Origin of the sequence: Sulfurisoma sediminicola, from assembly GCF_003865015.1 — a bacterium.
GTDB classification, from domain to species: Bacteria; Pseudomonadota; Gammaproteobacteria; order Burkholderiales; family Rhodocyclaceae; genus Sulfurisoma; species Sulfurisoma sediminicola.
In genome coordinates, this window is the sequence record NZ_BHVV01000001.1 from 197,415 (window position 1) to 212,307 (window position 14,893).

17 protein-coding genes are annotated in these 14,893 nt (G+C 66.4%); 9 read left to right on the top strand and 8 right to left on the bottom strand.

Going from position 1 to position 14,893, the window contains the following annotated elements; all coding sequences use genetic code 11:
• The first annotated feature begins 89 nt into the window (after nucleotides 1–89).
• Nucleotides 90–245 (top strand): hypothetical protein, encoded by a 156-nt coding sequence (locus EJE94_RS14535; protein ID WP_165904724.1) that lies wholly within the window; start codon nucleotides 90–92, stop codon nucleotides 243–245.
• Nucleotides 246–330: 85 nt separating this feature from the next.
• Entirely contained in the window at nucleotides 331–1,011 is a 681-nt protein-coding gene (locus tag EJE94_RS00940; RefSeq protein ID WP_121239625.1) for a single stranded DNA-binding domain-containing protein, read from the top strand.
• On the opposite strand, the gene EJE94_RS00945 is transcribed toward EJE94_RS00940, so the two are convergent.
• Genes EJE94_RS00945 through EJE94_RS00955 form a run of 3 tightly spaced genes read right to left on the bottom strand, consistent with a single transcriptional unit; the run spans nucleotide 1,012 to nucleotide 3,549 of the window.
• A complete protein-coding gene (locus tag EJE94_RS00945) occupies nucleotides 1,012–1,830 on the bottom strand; it encodes a sulfite exporter TauE/SafE family protein (protein ID WP_121239626.1) in 819 nt (272 codons plus the stop codon).
• Nucleotides 1,820–2,818, bottom strand: coding sequence for an ATP-binding protein (locus EJE94_RS00950; protein ID WP_121239627.1), 999 nt, complete (start codon nucleotides 2,816–2,818; stop codon nucleotides 1,820–1,822). Before EJE94_RS00950 ends, EJE94_RS00945 begins: the two co-directional genes overlap by 11 nt.
• The gene (locus EJE94_RS00955) at nucleotides 2,818–3,549 is read right to left on the bottom strand and encodes a response regulator (RefSeq protein ID WP_121239628.1); all 732 of its coding nucleotides are present in this window, start codon (nucleotides 3,547–3,549) and stop codon (nucleotides 2,818–2,820) included. The genes EJE94_RS00950 and EJE94_RS00955 overlap by 1 nt, the downstream gene beginning before the upstream one ends.
• 239 nt (nucleotides 3,550–3,788) lie before the next feature.
• On the opposite strand from EJE94_RS00955, the gene EJE94_RS00960 reads away from it, so the two are divergent.
• The 5 genes from EJE94_RS00960 (at nucleotide 3,789) to EJE94_RS00980 (ending at nucleotide 8,345) form a co-directional block, all read left to right on the top strand.
• Nucleotides 3,789–4,298, top strand: coding sequence for a Spy/CpxP family protein refolding chaperone (locus EJE94_RS00960; protein WP_121239629.1), 510 nt, complete (start codon nucleotides 3,789–3,791; stop codon nucleotides 4,296–4,298).
• A 78-nt stretch (nucleotides 4,299–4,376) separates the two neighbouring features.
• Nucleotides 4,377–5,066 (top strand): ABC transporter ATP-binding protein, encoded by a 690-nt coding sequence (locus tag EJE94_RS00965; RefSeq protein ID WP_121240515.1) that lies wholly within the window; start codon nucleotides 4,377–4,379, stop codon nucleotides 5,064–5,066.
• The gene (locus tag EJE94_RS00970) at nucleotides 5,059–6,306 is read left to right on the top strand and encodes an ABC transporter permease (protein WP_121240516.1); all 1,248 of its coding nucleotides are present in this window, start codon (nucleotides 5,059–5,061) and stop codon (nucleotides 6,304–6,306) included. Before EJE94_RS00965 ends, EJE94_RS00970 begins: the two co-directional genes overlap by 8 nt.
• Nucleotides 6,307–6,322: 16 nt before the next feature.
• Entirely contained in the window at nucleotides 6,323–7,051 is a 729-nt protein-coding gene (locus EJE94_RS00975; RefSeq protein ID WP_121240517.1) for an outer membrane lipoprotein-sorting protein, read from the top strand.
• 7 nt (nucleotides 7,052–7,058) lie between these two features.
• Complete coding sequence (locus EJE94_RS00980) at nucleotides 7,059–8,345, top strand: hypothetical protein (RefSeq protein WP_121239630.1); 1,287 nt, start codon at nucleotides 7,059–7,061, stop codon at nucleotides 8,343–8,345.
• 39 nt (nucleotides 8,346–8,384) lie between these two features.
• Here the strand turns inward: EJE94_RS00980 and EJE94_RS00985 are convergent, their stop codons facing one another.
• The 4 genes from EJE94_RS00985 to EJE94_RS01000 form a co-directional block, all read right to left on the bottom strand.
• Nucleotides 8,385–8,600 carry a GDCCVxC domain-containing (seleno)protein gene (locus EJE94_RS00985; protein WP_121239631.1) on the bottom strand — a complete coding sequence of 72 codons (216 nt, stop codon included), beginning with the start codon at nucleotides 8,598–8,600 and terminating at the stop codon, nucleotides 8,385–8,387.
• A gap of 47 nt (nucleotides 8,601–8,647) precedes the next feature.
• A complete protein-coding gene (locus tag EJE94_RS00990) occupies nucleotides 8,648–9,058 on the bottom strand; it encodes a helix-turn-helix domain-containing protein (RefSeq protein WP_121239632.1) in 411 nt (136 codons plus the stop codon).
• On the bottom strand, nucleotides 9,055–9,315 hold the full coding sequence (locus tag EJE94_RS00995; RefSeq protein WP_207855626.1) for a type II toxin-antitoxin system HigB family toxin: 261 nt from the start codon (nucleotides 9,313–9,315) through the stop codon (nucleotides 9,055–9,057). Before EJE94_RS00995 ends, EJE94_RS00990 begins: the two co-directional genes overlap by 4 nt.
• Nucleotides 9,316–9,450: 135 nt before the next feature.
• The gene (locus EJE94_RS01000; protein ID WP_121239634.1) at nucleotides 9,451–12,321 is read right to left on the bottom strand and encodes a class I SAM-dependent DNA methyltransferase; all 2,871 of its coding nucleotides are present in this window, start codon (nucleotides 12,319–12,321) and stop codon (nucleotides 9,451–9,453) included.
• Between the two features lie 70 nt (nucleotides 12,322–12,391).
• On the opposite strand from EJE94_RS01000, the gene senA reads away from it, so the two are divergent.
• Nucleotides 12,392–13,564, top strand: a complete 1,173-nt coding sequence (senA, locus tag EJE94_RS01005; RefSeq protein ID WP_121239635.1) for a selenoneine synthase SenA — start codon at nucleotides 12,392–12,394, stop codon at nucleotides 13,562–13,564.
• Here senA and egtD read toward each other — a convergent pair.
• Nucleotides 13,561–14,508: an L-histidine N(alpha)-methyltransferase gene (egtD, locus tag EJE94_RS01010; RefSeq protein ID WP_121239636.1), complete on the bottom strand. Its 948-nt coding sequence runs from the start codon at nucleotides 14,506–14,508 to the stop codon at nucleotides 13,561–13,563. The genes senA and egtD overlap by 4 nt on opposite strands.
• 86 nt (nucleotides 14,509–14,594) lie before the next feature.
• On the opposite strand from egtD, the gene EJE94_RS01015 reads away from it, so the two are divergent.
• The gene (locus EJE94_RS01015; RefSeq protein ID WP_121239637.1) at nucleotides 14,595–14,888 is read left to right on the top strand and encodes an antibiotic biosynthesis monooxygenase; all 294 of its coding nucleotides are present in this window, start codon (nucleotides 14,595–14,597) and stop codon (nucleotides 14,886–14,888) included.
• The last annotated feature ends 5 nt before the right edge of the window (nucleotides 14,889–14,893 follow it).

Here is a 14,893-nt window from a genome sequence, read left to right on the forward strand (position 1 = left end):
CCGGGCATCCATATTGCGTACTCGTCAGCTGCGGCCATGACGAAACATCTTGGGCTGGCCGCAAAGTTGTCCAACCAGAGGAGACGATCATGAACGAAGGCACGATGTCCGGTTTTCCGAAATCGAGCGAATCGGCTCTGAAAAAGATCGGCGTATTTGTTTGCGGTACCTGCATCTTCGGGTGGACCGCGCTGGGCGTGGCGGTCATCGGCGTGACGCTGGCGAAGGTTTTCGGGTACTTCTAGTTCCGGCTCGAGGCGACCGACGGAAAGTCGGCAAGCCGTACAATTGGTGGGGCAAACATTTGCCCCACCACGGAGTATCCCGGCCATGAAAACCCTTTTGGCGATCTGCATTTTCTCCCTCGCCCCGTTCGTTTCCGCAAGTGCCCCGGCCGCCGCTCCGCCGGTTTCCACCGGTGTCAGCGGTGAGGTTCTCGAGGCCAAGGACGTCGAGAGTTATACCTACCTCCGCCTCAAGACCAAGGACGGCGAGACCTGGGCAGCGGTCTCCAGGGCGCCGGTCAAAATCGGCGCCAGGGTCACGCTTGAAAACGTGACGGTCATGAAGGACTTCGAGAGCAGGTCGCTGAAACAGACGTTCCCGACGATCCTCTTCGGCAGCCTGGCCGGCGCGGCAGCCGGCCAGCCGGGTGCCGCCACTGCCAGGGTCGCGGACACCGCCGACATCAAGGTTCCCAAGGCCGGCGGCCCAAACGCGCGCACCGTTGAGGAAATCGTGACGAAGCGTGCCGAATTGAAGGACAAGCCGGTCCTGGTGCGCGGCAGGATAGTCAAGTACAACGCGGCGATCATGGGGAAGAACTGGATCCATCTTCGCGATGGCTCGGGCTCCGCCGCGAACGATACCAACGACCTTACCGTGACGACCGCAAGCCAGGCGAAGGTCGGGGATGTCGTGACGGTGAAAGGCATCGTCCGTGCCGACAAGGACTTCGGCTCGGGCTATTCCTACAAGGTGCTCGTCGAAGACGCGACGCTGCAGCCGTGATCAGCGGGCGAAGAACTGTGTGACATAGAGCAGCGCCAGCAGCGCGAGGATGCAGGCCAGGCCGAGCTTGAGCGCGCGCTGCGATACGCGTTTCTGCGTCATTGCCCCGACGTACATGCCGGCAGCGCCCCCAAAGCCGAAGAGGATGCCCAGCGCCCAGTCCGGCCGCGTTTCGATCCCCGGCGGCGCCGGCAGGAACTGGTAGAGCGCCACACCGGCCACCGAGGTCACCAGCGTGCCGAACAGCGTCGCGCCGGCGATGCCGTGCAGCGACATGCCGAGCGAGGCGACGAGGAAGGGCGCCATGAAGGCGCCGCCGCCGACACCATAGGCACCGCCGATGACGCCGATGGCCAGCGCCAGCAGGAACACCGGCCGGGCGCGGAAATCGGCGGCCGCCGCCGTCCCGGCCGGGTCGCGGCTTTGCCCGCGCGCATCGCGCAGCAGCTTGAGCGCAAGCACCGCGAGCACCAGCCCGGCGAAGAACTTGAAGGCGCGCGGATCGGCCAGCCAATGCACGCGCAGCCACCAGCCGGCCAGCAGTCCCGGCAGCGTGCCGGCGGCGATGGTCCAGGCCAGCCGCCAGTCCATCCGTCCCTCGCGCGCATAGCGCCAGACGCCGGCCGGTATCGCGACGAGGTTGAAGACGAGGTTGGTCGCCGACACCGAGGGCGCGACGTAACCGAGCACGCTCATCTGGAACGGCAGCAGCAGGAAGGCGCCGGAGATGCCGACCATCGAGGTGAAAAAGGAAATGACGAAGGCCACCAGCGGCGGCAGCCAGAACGGAACGGTGACGCCGGAAACTTCAAACAACATGGGAACCCCTTGGCAGCACCAGCGTAGCGCGCAGACCACCTCCACTGCGATTCTCCAGCTGCAATTCGCCGCCATGCAGTCGTGCCGCGTCGCGGGCGACGGCCAGACCCAGGCCGACGCCGCCGGTCTCGCGGCTGCGCGAGGACTCGAGCCGCACATAAGGTTCGACGACGCGCGCCAGGTCGGCCTCGGGAATGCCGGGGCCATCGTCCTCGACGACGAGCCGCAATAATCCGCTGCCGTCTGCGACCGCGATGCGCGCCGCGCGGCCGTATTTCACCGCGTTGTCGGTCAGGTTGGCAATGGCGCGCTTCAGGGCCGAGAGGCGCCCGACATAGGGCGCCGCCACGGCCTCGACCAGCGTCACCGGCTGCCCCAGCGCCTGTGCGTCCGCGACCAGGCTGGACAGCAGCGCCACGATGTCGATGTTCTGCAGGGGCTCGTTGTCGCGCAGGCCGCGCAGGTAATCGAGGGTCGCCTCGATCATCGCCTGCATGTCATCGATGTCGGCATTGAGTTGGCCGCGCAGCGCTTCGTCCTCCACGAGTTCGGCGCGCAGCCGCATGCGGGTCAGCGGGGTGCGCAGGTCGTGGGAGACGGCGGCCAACGCGCGGCTGCGCTCGGCGATCAGGCGCCTGAGACGCTCCTGCATGCGGTTGAAGGCCTCGGCCGCACGGCGGGTTTCGTTGGGCCCGTCCTCCGCCAGCGGCGGCGATTCGAGGTCGCGGCCGAAGGCGTCCGCCGCCTCGGCCAGATGCTGGATCGGGCGCGTGACCAGGCGCACGGCGACGAGCGCGATGGCGATGACCGCGACCAGCGTCAACGCCAGATGCACCCAGAAAGGACGGGGCAGGCCGGCGGCCTGGGCATGGCCGCTTTGCAGCAGGGTGGCGCGCGCGTCCATGTGCAGCCACAGGCTGGCGAATTGCGTCGCCAGCAGGCCGACGACGAGGATCAGCATCAGCCGGCCGAAGAGCGAGGCGGGCATCAGTCGCACGATGCGCGTCCTTCGACGACCGCCGCCAGCACGTAGCCCTCGCCGCGCACCGTCTTGATCAGTTGCGGCTCGCGGCTGTCGTCGCGCAGCCGCTGGCGCAGCCGGCTGACCTGGACGTCGATGGCGCGGTCGAACGGCTCGGACTCGCGGCCATGGAGCAACTCCATCAACTGGTCGCGGTTGAGCACGCGGTTCGGGTGTTCGAGCAGCAGGCGCAGCAGCCGATATTCGCCGCCGGACAGCGGCACCACGACGCCGTCGGGCGCGGTCAGCGCGCGCGTCGCCGTGTCCAGCCGCCAGCCGGCGAAGGCCAGGCAGCGCTGCGACTCGGCTCGCAGGTTGGGCGGCAGGGCGCGGGTGCGGCGCAGGATGGTCTTGATGCGGGCGAGCAGCTCGCGCGGGCTGAAAGGCTTGACCAGATAGTCGTCGGCGCCCATCTCGATGCCGACGATGCGGTCGGCCTCTTCGCCGCGCGCAGTGAGCATCAGCACCGGCAGGTTCGAACGCGCGCGCAGGTCGCGGCACAGCGTCAGCCCGTCCGCGTCGGGCAAGGTCAGGTCGAGCACCACCAGGTCGATGGCGTGCCGCTCCAGGCCTTGCCACATCTCGCGGCCGTCGCGGGCGGCCACGGTATCGAAACCGTTCTTCGCCAGGTAGTCGGCGAGGAGTCGGCGAATTTCCGGATCGTCGTCGACGATGAGGATGCGGTCCCTGGTGTCCATGTCGATGAATGTATAGCGCGTTCAACCGGGCAGTACCGGCGCGAATGTAACGCACTGTATCGGTTTCCGGGTTCGCAACGCGGCGATGCAAAAATGCTGCCGCCGGACACACTCCGCCCGGGCTCCTTAGGGTCAAATGACGAGCCATGGACGCGCGGCATGAACGGCATGGCGAACGCTCCAGCGAACGGGCCGGAAGTCTCCGGCCGCAAACACCCAGTCATAGAGGAGAAATCGGGATGAACTCGTTGCACAGCAAGCTTCGCCGGGGCGCGATGGCATTTGCCGTCACCGCCGGCCTGACGACCGCACTGGTCGCGGTGGCCCAACCCGCTACCGGCCCCGGCACCATGGGCGGCGGCGGCATGATGGGTGGCGGCTCCATGGGTGGCGGCCCCATGGGCGGCGGCTCCATGGGCGGCAAGATGGGCGGCGGCAATGGCGGGAGCATCGCCCAGATGCAGCAGATGAAGCTGGCCCGGCTCAAGGCCGATCTCGCCATCACGCCGGAGCAGCAGCCGGCGTGGGACGAGTTCGCGGCCAAGGCCGCCGCGCAGGCGAAGAGGCTGGAGGCCGAGGGCGCCCCGACCAAGGCCACCGGCGCGACGCGCGAGCAAATGCAGCAGCGTCGCCAGAAGTCGCTGGCAGCGATGAACGAGCCGTATGTCACGCTCAAGAAGGCGCTGACGCCGAAGCAGTGCGAGGTGATCGATGCGGCCCGCAGCGCCGCCGAGCACGAGTTCGACTGACGGCACGACGTGACGGGCAGCCGCGCCGACGGCGCGGCTGCCGCAACCCGATCGCAGCCCCAAAGGATGGACATGACCATGAGCCTGTTGCGCGCCGAGAACCTCACCAAGACCTATCGTGTCGGCGACATCGACGTGCCGGCGATCAAGGGCGTCGATTTCGCCATCGAGCCCGCCTCCTTCGTCGCCTTCGTCGGCCCCTCGGGCAGCGGCAAGAGCACCTTGCTCAACATGATCGGCTGCCTCGATCATCCGACGAGCGGCACGCTTCGGGTGCTGGATGTCGACATCGCGACGCTGGATCGGCGCGCCGCCGCGCGCTTTCGCGGCGAGCACATCGGCTTCGTCTTCCAGGACTTCAACCTGATCCCCGTGCTGACGGTATTCGAGAACATCGAATACCCCCTGCGCATGGTGCAGAAATGGCCGACGGAAAAGCGTCGCGCCCAGGTGCTGCGTCTGCTCGACGCGGTCGGCATGGCCGACCAGGCGAACAAGCGCCCCGACCAGATTTCCGGCGGCCAGAAGCAGCGCGTCGCCGTCGCCCGCGCCCTGGTGAGCCAGCCCAAGCTGGTGCTGGCCGACGAACCGACCGCCAACCTCGACCACGACACGGCCTATCGCATCCTCGAACTGATGAAGAAGATGCGCGACGATTTCGAGACCACCTTCGTCTTTTCCACCCACGACCCGAAGATCATGGGCGCGGCCGAGGTGACGTTCACTCTCGAAGACGGCCGCTTGCAGGATGGGGGCCACCATGTTTGACGTCCTCGACATCGCCAGCCGCAACCTCCTGCGTTATCGCCGCCGCAGCCTGCTGACCCTGTTGCTGATCGTCATCGGCATGGTCGCGGTGCTGCTGTTCGTCGCGGTGGCCGGTTCCTTCAAGTCGATGATGGTCGGGCAGATTACCGATTCGGTGCTCGGCCACCTGCAGGTGCATCGCAAGGGCTACGTCGCCTCCATCGACAACCTGCCCCTCAACCTCAACATGAAGCCGGGCATGGTCGCCAGGGTGGAGGAAGGCCTCAAGCAAAGTCCGGCGGTCGAAAACTGGTCGCCGCGCGTCAAGTTCGGCGGCATGTTCAGCAATTTCGCCGAGACCACCAGCATCCGCGTGAACGGCATCGACCCGGCGCGCGAAGCGGCGACGACGCCATTGCTGCCCGGCCGCATGCTCGATGGGGACAAGGCCGGCCCGCTGGTCGGCAAGGGCCAGATCGTCATCCCCATGCTGCTGGCACGCGGCATGAAGACCCGGGTGGGCGACACCGTCGTCGTCGTGGCGACCAACCGCGATGGTTCCGTCAACGGCAAGACCTTCGTCGTGCGCGGCATCCTGGAAAGCGTCACCGGCCCCGGCGGGCGCGACGGCTACATCCATATCGACGATGCCCGCGAGTTGTTGCGCATGACCGAGGCGGAAGTCAGCGAGATCGCGGTGCGGCTGAAGGACTTTTCCCGCCTCGACCAGGTGGATGCGCAGCTCAAGCAGTCGCTGGGCAGCCTCGCCAACAAGGAAGGCAAGCCGGTGATCGAAGTGCACACCTGGGCCGACCTCTCGCCCTTCGCCAATCTGGCGCGGATGATCGACCTGATGACCCTGTTCATCAAGATCGTGCTGGTCTCCATCGTGCTGGTGAGCGTGATGAACGTGATGATCATGGCGGTCTTCGAGCGCATCCGCGAGATCGGCACCATCGCCGCCATCGGCACGTCGCCGTCGCGCATCCTCCTGCTCTTCCTCTCCGAGGGCCTGATGCTGGGGATCGTCGGCACCGTCGCAGGAATCGTGCTGAGTCTGGCCGCGATTTTCGGCATCAACCTGTGGCAGCCGACGTTCAACTTCGGCATGCAGCAAAACCTGGTGATGGCGCCGACCATCGCCGCGGGCGACGTGCTGACCATCGCCGCGCTGGTCGTGCTGGTGGCCGTCATCGCCAGCCTGCAACCGGCCTGGAAGGCCTCGCGCATGGACCCGATCACCGCCCTGCGCCATGTCTGATTACCGGAAGCTCATCATGAAGAAACTGTCCGTCCTGCTGCTCCTGCTCGCCGCCCTTCCCGCATTTGCCCTCGACGGCACGGACATCCTGAAGAAGGTGGACCGCAACCTCGAACCCGAGGCCTACGAAATGCTGCGCAAGCTCGTCAACGTCGAGCCGGACGGCAAGAGGAAGGAGTTCGTGCTGTATTCGGTGAAGAAGGGCCGCGACAAGATCGTCGCCCTGTTCCTCGCGCCGCAAAGCGACAAGGGCCGCGCCACGTTGCGCCTGGGCGACAACATGTGGCTTTTCATTCCCGAGGTGGGCAAGCCGATGCGCATCACCAGCCTGCAATCGGTGACCGGCGGCGTCTTCAACAATGCCGACATCCTGCGCATCGACTATGCCGCCGAATACAACGTCGAAGCCACGGTCGAAGAGAAGGATCAATACCTGCTGAGCCTCAAGGCCAAGACCGCCGAGGTCGCCTACGACAAGCTGAAGATGTGGGTCGACAGGAAGGCGCTGCTGCCCGTCACCATCGAGTGCTACGCCGCCAGCGGCATGCTGATCAAGACGCTGCGCTTCAAGGACACCAAGGACTTCGGCGGCGGCATCAAGCGCCCCGCGACCTTGGAGACGGACAGCCCGCTGTACAAGGACTACAAGTCGGTGATGCTTTACTCGTCGATCAGGAAGCGGGAATTCCCCGACGAGGTGTTTTCGCTCAACTACCTGCCGCGCGTCGAGGACCTGCGCAAATGAGGCGTAAGTGAAACGTGCGCTGGCGCTGATCGCCTGCCTCCTGGCAGGCTCGGCCTGGGCGGAAGAATTCAGCTTCGACGCGACGGAATTCGAAAAGAAGCCGTTCGAGTTCGGTGGCTACATCGAGTTCAAGCCCGATCGCTCCTGGCTGAATCGCGACGGCGCCTTCTACAAGCTCAACTACTACCGCGGCAATCCGGCCGATACCATCGACCGCACCGACACGACGCTCAAGCTCGACGGAAAGTACACGCAGGGCATCGCCACCTTCAAGGCACGCGCCAGCATCGAGGTCCGCACGGACGATCTGGGAAGCACGTCCATCAATCGCTTTGACGAGGCCTACGCCTCATTGAAGCCCAATCCGGGCGTCACGGTGGATGCCGGCAAGATGGCGCTCAAATGGGGCACGGGCTACGCCTGGAATCCCGTCGGCTTCGTCCAGCGCCTGAAGGACCCGACCGATGTCGAACTGGGACGCGAAGGCTATACGATGCTCTCCGCCGACCTGATCCGCAATTTCGACGGCGACCTCAAGACCGTGGCCTTCACCCCGCTGCTGCTGCCGGTCGCCGAACAGACCAACAACGACTTCGGCAAGCCGGACCACCTCAATTTCGCCGCGAAGCTCTACCTGCTCTATCTCGACACCGACATCGACTTCACCTGGCTCTCACGCGGCAGCCGCACGCCGCGCTTCGGCGTCGATTTCTCCCGCAACCTGAGCAGCGCACTGGAGATCCATGGCGAGTGGGCGCGCATCCGCGACGTCGAGCAGCGCAGCGTCGGCCCGACCGGCATCACCACCACGCAGGTCGGCGATGCGACAAGCTATCTGCTCGGCCTGCGCTATCTCACCGAGCGCGACACGACGTGGATCGCCGAGTACTACCGCAACGGCGCGGGCTACACGGAGGCGCAGGCGCAGGACTTCTACCGACTGGTCGAGAGCGGCCTCAAGCAGTTCCAGACGACGAACATCGACGCCCTGCTCAAGAAGGCGCTTGCCGCCAGCCAGAGCGGCTACGCCAGGGCCAACGCGATGCAGCGCTACCTCTACCTGCGCGCCAGCCAGAAGGAGCCGTTCGACATCGTCTATTTCACGCCGTCGCTGACGTTGATCGCCAACCTCGACGACCGCAGCTGGTCGCTGACGCCGGAACTGCTCTACACCGGCGTAACCAACCTGGACCTGCGCCTGCGCGCCGCCTGGCTGGCTGGCAAGGAGGGCAGCGAGTTCGGCGAGAAGCAGAACTCGCGCAAGCTCGAGATGATGGCGCGCTACTACTTCTGACCGCGAATCCCGCGACACCGCCGGGAACGGCGGCCCCCTTCACGCGCAGCAGCCGCCCTTGCCGGAAACCTGGATCGGCGGGCACGGCACGTCGCCGTAGGAACAGAACACGCAACAGTCGCCCGGCAGGGGCTTGAGCAGCGCGTGGCAGCCCTCGCACTCGTAGAACCACTGGCAGGCATCGGTCGGCATGGTCTCGGTCTTGACGTGGCCGCAAAGCGGGCAGGTCAGGGTCGATTGCAGGATGGGCGTCATCGGGTCACTTCAAAAAGTCGGCTCTGGCGGGACGGCGCAGTGTCTCCTCAGCCCGCCAGCGCCTCCATCGGCACATGGAAGCGCGCGGCGAGCGCCTTGATCTGTCGCAGGTTGAGATCGCGCTTGCCGGAGAGCACGGCGGACACCACGCTTTGCGAGCCGACTTCCGGCAGATCGGACTGCCGCAGACCGTGCTGCTCCATCAGGAATGCCAGCAGCGAGGCCGGCGTAGTGGTGTCAGGCCAGGGATGCACGCGATCCTCGTATTCGCGAATGCGCTCGGCCAGCAGCAGCAGCAGGCCGCCCAGCGGATTCCCGGCGCGGTCATCGTAGTCTTCCATCAGCGCCTCGACGCAGGCCAGCAGGCGCCGGTACTGCGCCTTGTTTGCTACAGGCGCGCCCAGCCCGAGCTGCTCGTGCAACGCGACCCAATGGGCGGAAATATCGTTCATGTTCATTTCCAATCCTCCTTGTCGTACTCGGCGTGCGTCAGAACGGCCTTGACCCACAGCGCCTGCACCGAATAGGCGATGGCCGTGACGAGCCGATACTTGTTGCCGCCGATGTTGAACACATATCGACTGCCCACTTTGTCGACGCTCGCGAAGGTCGCGCGCAAAGCCGCGAAGTTCCGATATTCGCCCCGCTCGACCAGCCTGCGGAAATCCTGCAACGGCCCCTCGGCGGCGGGATGGCGCGCCGCGAATTCGCGCAACGCCCGATTCGATATCAGCTTCACCCGGCTACTTTATAGCAGCCTGCTATATGTGGCAAGTTGCGCTATTCGCCTGTCCCACTGCGTCGAAAAGTCGGCGCCGGCGACGACCGCAGGAAGTCCGGAGGAAGGCGCTCAGGCACCTTCCGCCGCCTTGCGCTCCAGGTTGAGCGCAAGCAGCCGGCGCAGGATTTCCTCGTCCGGCATGTCCGGCGCATAGTCGGTCCAGCCGTAGGCGGCGGCCACGGCCGCGTCGAGCGCCTGGTGGGCGTTGGCCAGCCACGCCGGGCGGGCGTTGTAGAGGTTGGTCAGCGTGCGCTTCTTCAGCTCGGCCTCGAAGCCCGGCTTCGCCACGATGCGGTCGGGGTAGCCGGGCACGACTTCGGCAATGCGCTCGGTCCATTCCGGCGGGTTGAGCCAGTGCTCGCGCAGCTCGTTGAGGCGCCGCGCAGCGGCGGCGATGTTCGCTGCAGGAATCTGCGCCGCCATGCAGGGCGGCGTCGGCTGGCCGGGAACGGGCGCGGTGTCGCGCGGCGTCAGGCCGGCGGGAAAGGGGAAGGTTTCGAAAGTGGTGGTCGGGGTGTAGCAGGGGCGATCTTCTAGTGTTGCTCCCTTTCGAAGCGCCCAAAGTTCGTGAATTCGCGATTGAATTATTCCGAATGTCACGTCATCGTCTCTCGCCACAACAACTAGTCGATTGTCCGGCGCGATTCGCGAATCAACCCATACCCAATAGAAGTGCTTGGATTTCTCTGAAATTGCTGCGAAGCGATGTAAGTTCTTTAAGGCCTCTCGGAACCCAATTCGCACCCCCTCATGAATCCACCACACGTCACGAAGTTTCTCGGTTGGGGCTTTCTGTCGGGCTGAACGAATATCTCGCAACGCGTACTCGAAGGGGGCTTCGTAGAGCGATGCATCTTCGAAGGTAGATCTAACGCCGAAATCGATAAGCCAAACATCACGGCTTCGTTTGGTCAGGTCATTCCCGTTCATCATGGGGTGGAGCACATCAGCGTTGCCCTTCCCGTTCGGATTTGGTTGCGAGAGCCATTGTCGAGCTAGCGAACCTGGAATGTCGAAAGGACCATTCCGTTTATATCCATTGAACGCTACGTTGGCGTTTTCCGTTAGAGATGCTGCGGTGGTTAGGTCAAGGCCGGCACCGGCTGTTAGGTCTGCATGGATTTCGTTCACCTCATCGCCATCTAGGTGAATCGGTCGATTAGCGTCGGAAGATGGTCCAAAGCAAATAAGCGAAACACGCACTGCCGCACCTTCATTCACCCAAGGTTCGTCACTCCAAGCCTCGAAAATTTCTCCATCAGCAACGATTCCCTCAAGCACTTTTCGATTAGTTGTTTGACGGATGGCGTTAGTCGAAACAAGGCCAGCAGCCTCCAGCTTCTTTGCTGCGATCTGGGCCCGGGATTTCTCGAACCAGTAAGTAACAAGATTCGCACCAGCTGGTACGCGGCTATCGTAAACGCGGCGCAGTACCTGCACGTAGTCGCTCCCAAGCTCACCGCGCATGAGACTGCCACCTAAAAATGGAGGATTCCCGACCACGACATCACAGATGGGCCATTCGGCTTCCGTCGCCGTGCCGCTACCCCCGAGATTTATCAGCGCATCGCGGTTCTCGATGGTGTCGAGCGGCCTGAGGATGGGCCGCGTCGCATAGGGGTAGCCGTTCCTCAGCATCCACTGGATTTCGCCGATCCAGACGGTGACGCGGGCGAGTTCGGCGGCGTAGGGGTCGAGTTCCAGCCCGAGCACGTTGGCGGGCGAGACTTCGATGCCCACCTGCCGCTGCAGGCCGAGCGCCTCGGCTTCGACGTTGGCGCGGCGCTCGAGGTCCTTGAGCGCCTTGAGCGCGAGGTAGAGGAAGTTGCCGCTGCCGCAGGCCGGGTCGAGCACGCGGAAGTTGCGCAGGCGTTCGAGGTGGTGCTGGAACAGCGCGGCGGCATCCTTGTACGCCTTGTCGCCCTGCTTCTTCGACTTCGCCATGAGCGCGGCGATCCGGTCCTTCGCCGCCTGCCACTCGGCGGCCAGCGGGCGCACGACGACGGGCTCGACGAGGCGCATGATCGTGGCCGGGTCGGTGTAGTGCGCGCCGAGCTGGGAGCGCTTGGCGGGGTTGAGCCCGCGCTCGAACAGGGTGCCGAAGATTGAAGGGTCGATGTTGCGCCAGTCCATGTCGGCGGCGTGCTGCAGGGCGGCCACGTCGTCGCGCGCAAGCTCCGGCACGGCGACGGTGGCGAAGAGGCCGCCGTTGAACCAGGCGATGGTCTCGTCGCCGTAGTCGCCGCCGTCGCGCATGGCGGCGAACAGCGCGGTCAGGCGATTGGCGGCGCGCGCCGGATCGCTTGCCGCCTTGGTCAGCAGCCCGGTGAAGAGGCCGCGCGGCAGCAGGCCCTCGTCCTCGGCGAACATGCAGAACAGGCACTGGATGAGGAAGTGGGCGACCGGCTGCGCATCGAGCCCGCGCCTGCGCAGCGTTTCGGCCAGCGCGCCGAACTTGCCGGCGGCCTCCTCGGTGATGGCGGCGAGCGACTTGACCGGGCGCAGCTTCTCGGGCTCGGTGAACACCCAGCGCAGCAGCTGCAGGTTTTCCGGCGTGCCGATCTCGTCGATGCGAACGGTGCGCGGTTCGTCGGGATAGCCGGTGAAGGCGGTGTGGATCTCGATGCGCTCGCGGTCGCAGACGACGAGCAGGGGAGGATTCTCAAGCTCCAGCGCGTAGTCGGTGAGCTGCTTGAGCGCGGCGCGCAGGTCGCGGCCCGGCCGCTTGTTCTCCCAGCCGAAATGGCCGCGCTTCCAGACGTCGGCCCACCCATCGCCGCCGCCGGCCTTGCCGGCGCCGCGCTCGAAGCAGTAGTCGTCCGGATCGCGCGGCTTGTCGACGCCGAGCAGGTCGCACAGGTCGTCGAAGTGGCCCTGGGCGCCGGCGCGCTCGGTGAGCGGGTTGTCGCGCCACAGGGCGATGAATTTTTCCGGCGTCATGGCGGCATTGTCCGACAAAGTCGCTTGCCGTTGTTGGCAGCAGCCGGCTGCGGCGTGACAATGGCGCCTGATGAATTCCCCTGCCATGGCCACCGATCATTCCACCGCCACCCTCGCCCGCACCGGCGGCGCCGAAGTTCTCGCCGCCGCGCTGCAGGACGCACGCCGCCGTACGCTCGGGCTGCTCGACGCTTATGTCGCCGCGCTCGGCGCTGCTCTGCGCGTGCCTTATTCGACGCAGCTCAACCCGCCGCTGTGGGAAGTCGGCCATGTCGCGTGGTTCCAGGATTTCTGGATCGCGCGCAACCGGCAGCGCGATCTCGGCCTGGCCTGCGACCCCGATCACGAACGGCCGGCCGGGCGGCTGCCCGGCGCCGACGCGCTCTACGATTCGAGCAAGGTCGCCCACGCGACGCGCTGGGACCTGGCGCTGCCCGATCTTGCCGCGACGCGCGCCTACCTCGACGCGAGCCTCGCCGAGACGCTGGAGCTGCTGGCGCGCGCGCCCGCGACGCAGCAAGGGCTCTACTTCTTCCGCCTGTCGCTGTTCCACGAGGACATGCATGCCGAGGCCGCGACCTACATGGCGCAGGCGCTCGGCATCGCGCTGCCCGCCGACCTACGTCCCGACGAGCGCCCGCTGCCACCGCCGCGCGAGATCCAGATTCCCGCCACGCGCTGGCGCCTCGGCCACGACGGCCCCGGCTTCGCCTTCGACAACGAGCTCGTCGCCCACGACGTCGACCTGGCGCCGTTCGCCATCGACGGCGCGGCGGTCAGCTGGCGCCGCGTCCTGCCGGCCATCGAGGCGGGCGCGGTGGCGCTGCCGCGCTATCTGCGGCAGAGCGGCGGCGCATGGCAGGCGCTGCGCTTCGGCGCGTGGCAGACGCTCGACCCCGATGCCGCCGCCGTGCATCTGACGTGGCACGAGGCCACGGCCTGGTGCGACTGGGCCAGGCGCCGGCTGCCGACCGAGGCGGAGTGGGAATGCGCGGCCCTCACGGCGGCGGATTTTTCATGGGGCGATGTCTGGGAGTGGACTTCCAGCCGCTTCGCGCCCTTCGCCGGCTTCGTCGCCCACCCCTACCGCGACTATTCGCGCTTCGGCTTCGAGAGCCACACCCAGGTGCTCAAGGGCGCCAGCTGCGCCACCGCGCCGCGCATGGCCCATCCGCGGTACCGCAACTTCTTCGCGCCGGAGCGGGACGACATCCACGCCGGCTTCCGCAGCTGCGCGCTCTAGGCCCGGGCCAGGAAGACCCCGAACCAGCCCTTGTCGTCGGTCCAGTGATGCAGGTCGCGGAAGCCGGCTTCGACCAGCAGCGCGGCGAAATCGGCGACGCGCCACTTGTACGAGTTCTCGGTGTGGATGCGCTCGCCGGCGGCGAAGCGGCGCTCGCCGCCGGGCCAGCGCACGGCGACGTCGCGCACGGCCTCGAGGTGCATCTCGATGCGCGATTCCCCGGCGTTGTAGAAGGCGACGTGCCCCCAGTCGGCCAGGGAAAAGTCGGCGCCGGCGACACGGCGGACATGCGCCAGTACGTTGCGGTTGAAGGCCGCGGTGACGCCGAGCGGATCGGCGTAAGCGGCTTCGAGCACGGCGACGGGCTTGACCAGGTCGACGCCGATCAGCAGGCCGCCGCCCTGCGCCGCCGCCCGCGCCCGGCGCAGGAAGGCGAGCGCCGCCGCGGGGGTGAAGTTGCCGATGCTGGAGCCGGGATAGAACAGCAGCCGCGGCCCCGCGCCGGCTTCGGCGGGCAGCGCCAAATGCGCCGAAAAATCGAGGCCGACGCCAAGCATGTCCAGCTGCGGGTGCTGGCGGCGCAGGATGTCGAGCGACTCGCCCAGGTAGTCGACGGCGATGTCGACGGCGACGTAGCGGCGCACGCCGAAGGGCGCGAACAGCCGCGCCGCCTTCTCGCAGTTGCCGGCGCCGAGATCGACCAGCGCCTCGAAAGCCGGCAGCAGCCGCGCCATCGCGTCGGCATGGCGCGCGAAGATGGCGGCCTCGGTGCGCGTCGGATAGTACTCGGGCAGCTCGGTGATCGCGGCGAACAGCCGCGCGCCGAGCGCATCGTAGAAGTACTTGGGCGGGATCGCCGCCGGATCGTCCCGCAGGCCGCGCAGCAGCTCGTCGCGGATCGCTCCGGGATCGGCGCGGTCGAGCTGGATCAGTCGCGGCTTCATGGCTGCATGATTCATCCGGAAATTGATCCGTCCGATTCTATCGGCTTCGCGCGCGGCGCTAGAATCGCAGGGAGAGGATTTCCGCCATGCACGTCACCCTGGTCCACATCCGCGTCAAGCCCGACGCCGTCGCCGCCTTCGTCGCCGCGACGCGGCTGAATCACGAGGCATCGATCACGGAGCCGGGCAACCGCCGCTTCGACATTTTGCAGGCACCCGACGACCCGACCCGCTTCGTCTTCTACGAGGCCTACGCCACGGCCACCGATGCCGCCCTCCACAAGCAGACGCCCCACTACGCGGCCTGGCGCGACGCCGTCGCCGCCATGATGGCCGAGCCGCGCCGCGGCGAACCGCTGGCGGGGCTGTTCCCGGCCTGAGCGCG

Coding starts and splice junctions, on each gene's coding strand:
- EJE94_RS14535 (WP_165904724.1), top strand. CDS start 90: ATGAACGAAGGCACGATGTCCGGTTTTCCGAAATCGAGCGAATCGGCT.
- EJE94_RS00940 (WP_121239625.1), top strand. CDS start 331: ATGAAAACCCTTTTGGCGATCTGCATTTTCTCCCTCGCCCCGTTCGTT.
- EJE94_RS00945 (WP_121239626.1), bottom strand. CDS start 1,830: ATGTTGTTTGAAGTTTCCGGCGTCACCGTTCCGTTCTGGCTGCCGCCG.
- EJE94_RS00950 (WP_121239627.1), bottom strand. CDS start 2,818: ATGCCCGCCTCGCTCTTCGGCCGGCTGATGCTGATCCTCGTCGTCGGC.
- EJE94_RS00955 (WP_121239628.1), bottom strand. CDS start 3,549: ATGGACACCAGGGACCGCATCCTCATCGTCGACGACGATCCGGAAATT.
- EJE94_RS00960 (WP_121239629.1), top strand. CDS start 3,789: ATGAACTCGTTGCACAGCAAGCTTCGCCGGGGCGCGATGGCATTTGCC.
- EJE94_RS00965 (WP_121240515.1), top strand. CDS start 4,377: ATGAGCCTGTTGCGCGCCGAGAACCTCACCAAGACCTATCGTGTCGGC.
- EJE94_RS00970 (WP_121240516.1), top strand. CDS start 5,059: ATGTTTGACGTCCTCGACATCGCCAGCCGCAACCTCCTGCGTTATCGC.
- EJE94_RS00975 (WP_121240517.1), top strand. CDS start 6,323: ATGAAGAAACTGTCCGTCCTGCTGCTCCTGCTCGCCGCCCTTCCCGCA.
- EJE94_RS00985 (WP_121239631.1), bottom strand. CDS start 8,600: ATGACGCCCATCCTGCAATCGACCCTGACCTGCCCGCTTTGCGGCCAC.
- EJE94_RS00990 (WP_121239632.1), bottom strand. CDS start 9,058: ATGAACATGAACGATATTTCCGCCCATTGGGTCGCGTTGCACGAGCAG.
- EJE94_RS01000 (WP_121239634.1), bottom strand. CDS start 12,321: ATGACGCCGGAAAAATTCATCGCCCTGTGGCGCGACAACCCGCTCACC.
- senA (WP_121239635.1), top strand. CDS start 12,392: ATGAATTCCCCTGCCATGGCCACCGATCATTCCACCGCCACCCTCGCC.
- egtD (WP_121239636.1), bottom strand. CDS start 14,508: ATGAAGCCGCGACTGATCCAGCTCGACCGCGCCGATCCCGGAGCGATC.
- EJE94_RS01015 (WP_121239637.1), top strand. CDS start 14,595: ATGCACGTCACCCTGGTCCACATCCGCGTCAAGCCCGACGCCGTCGCC.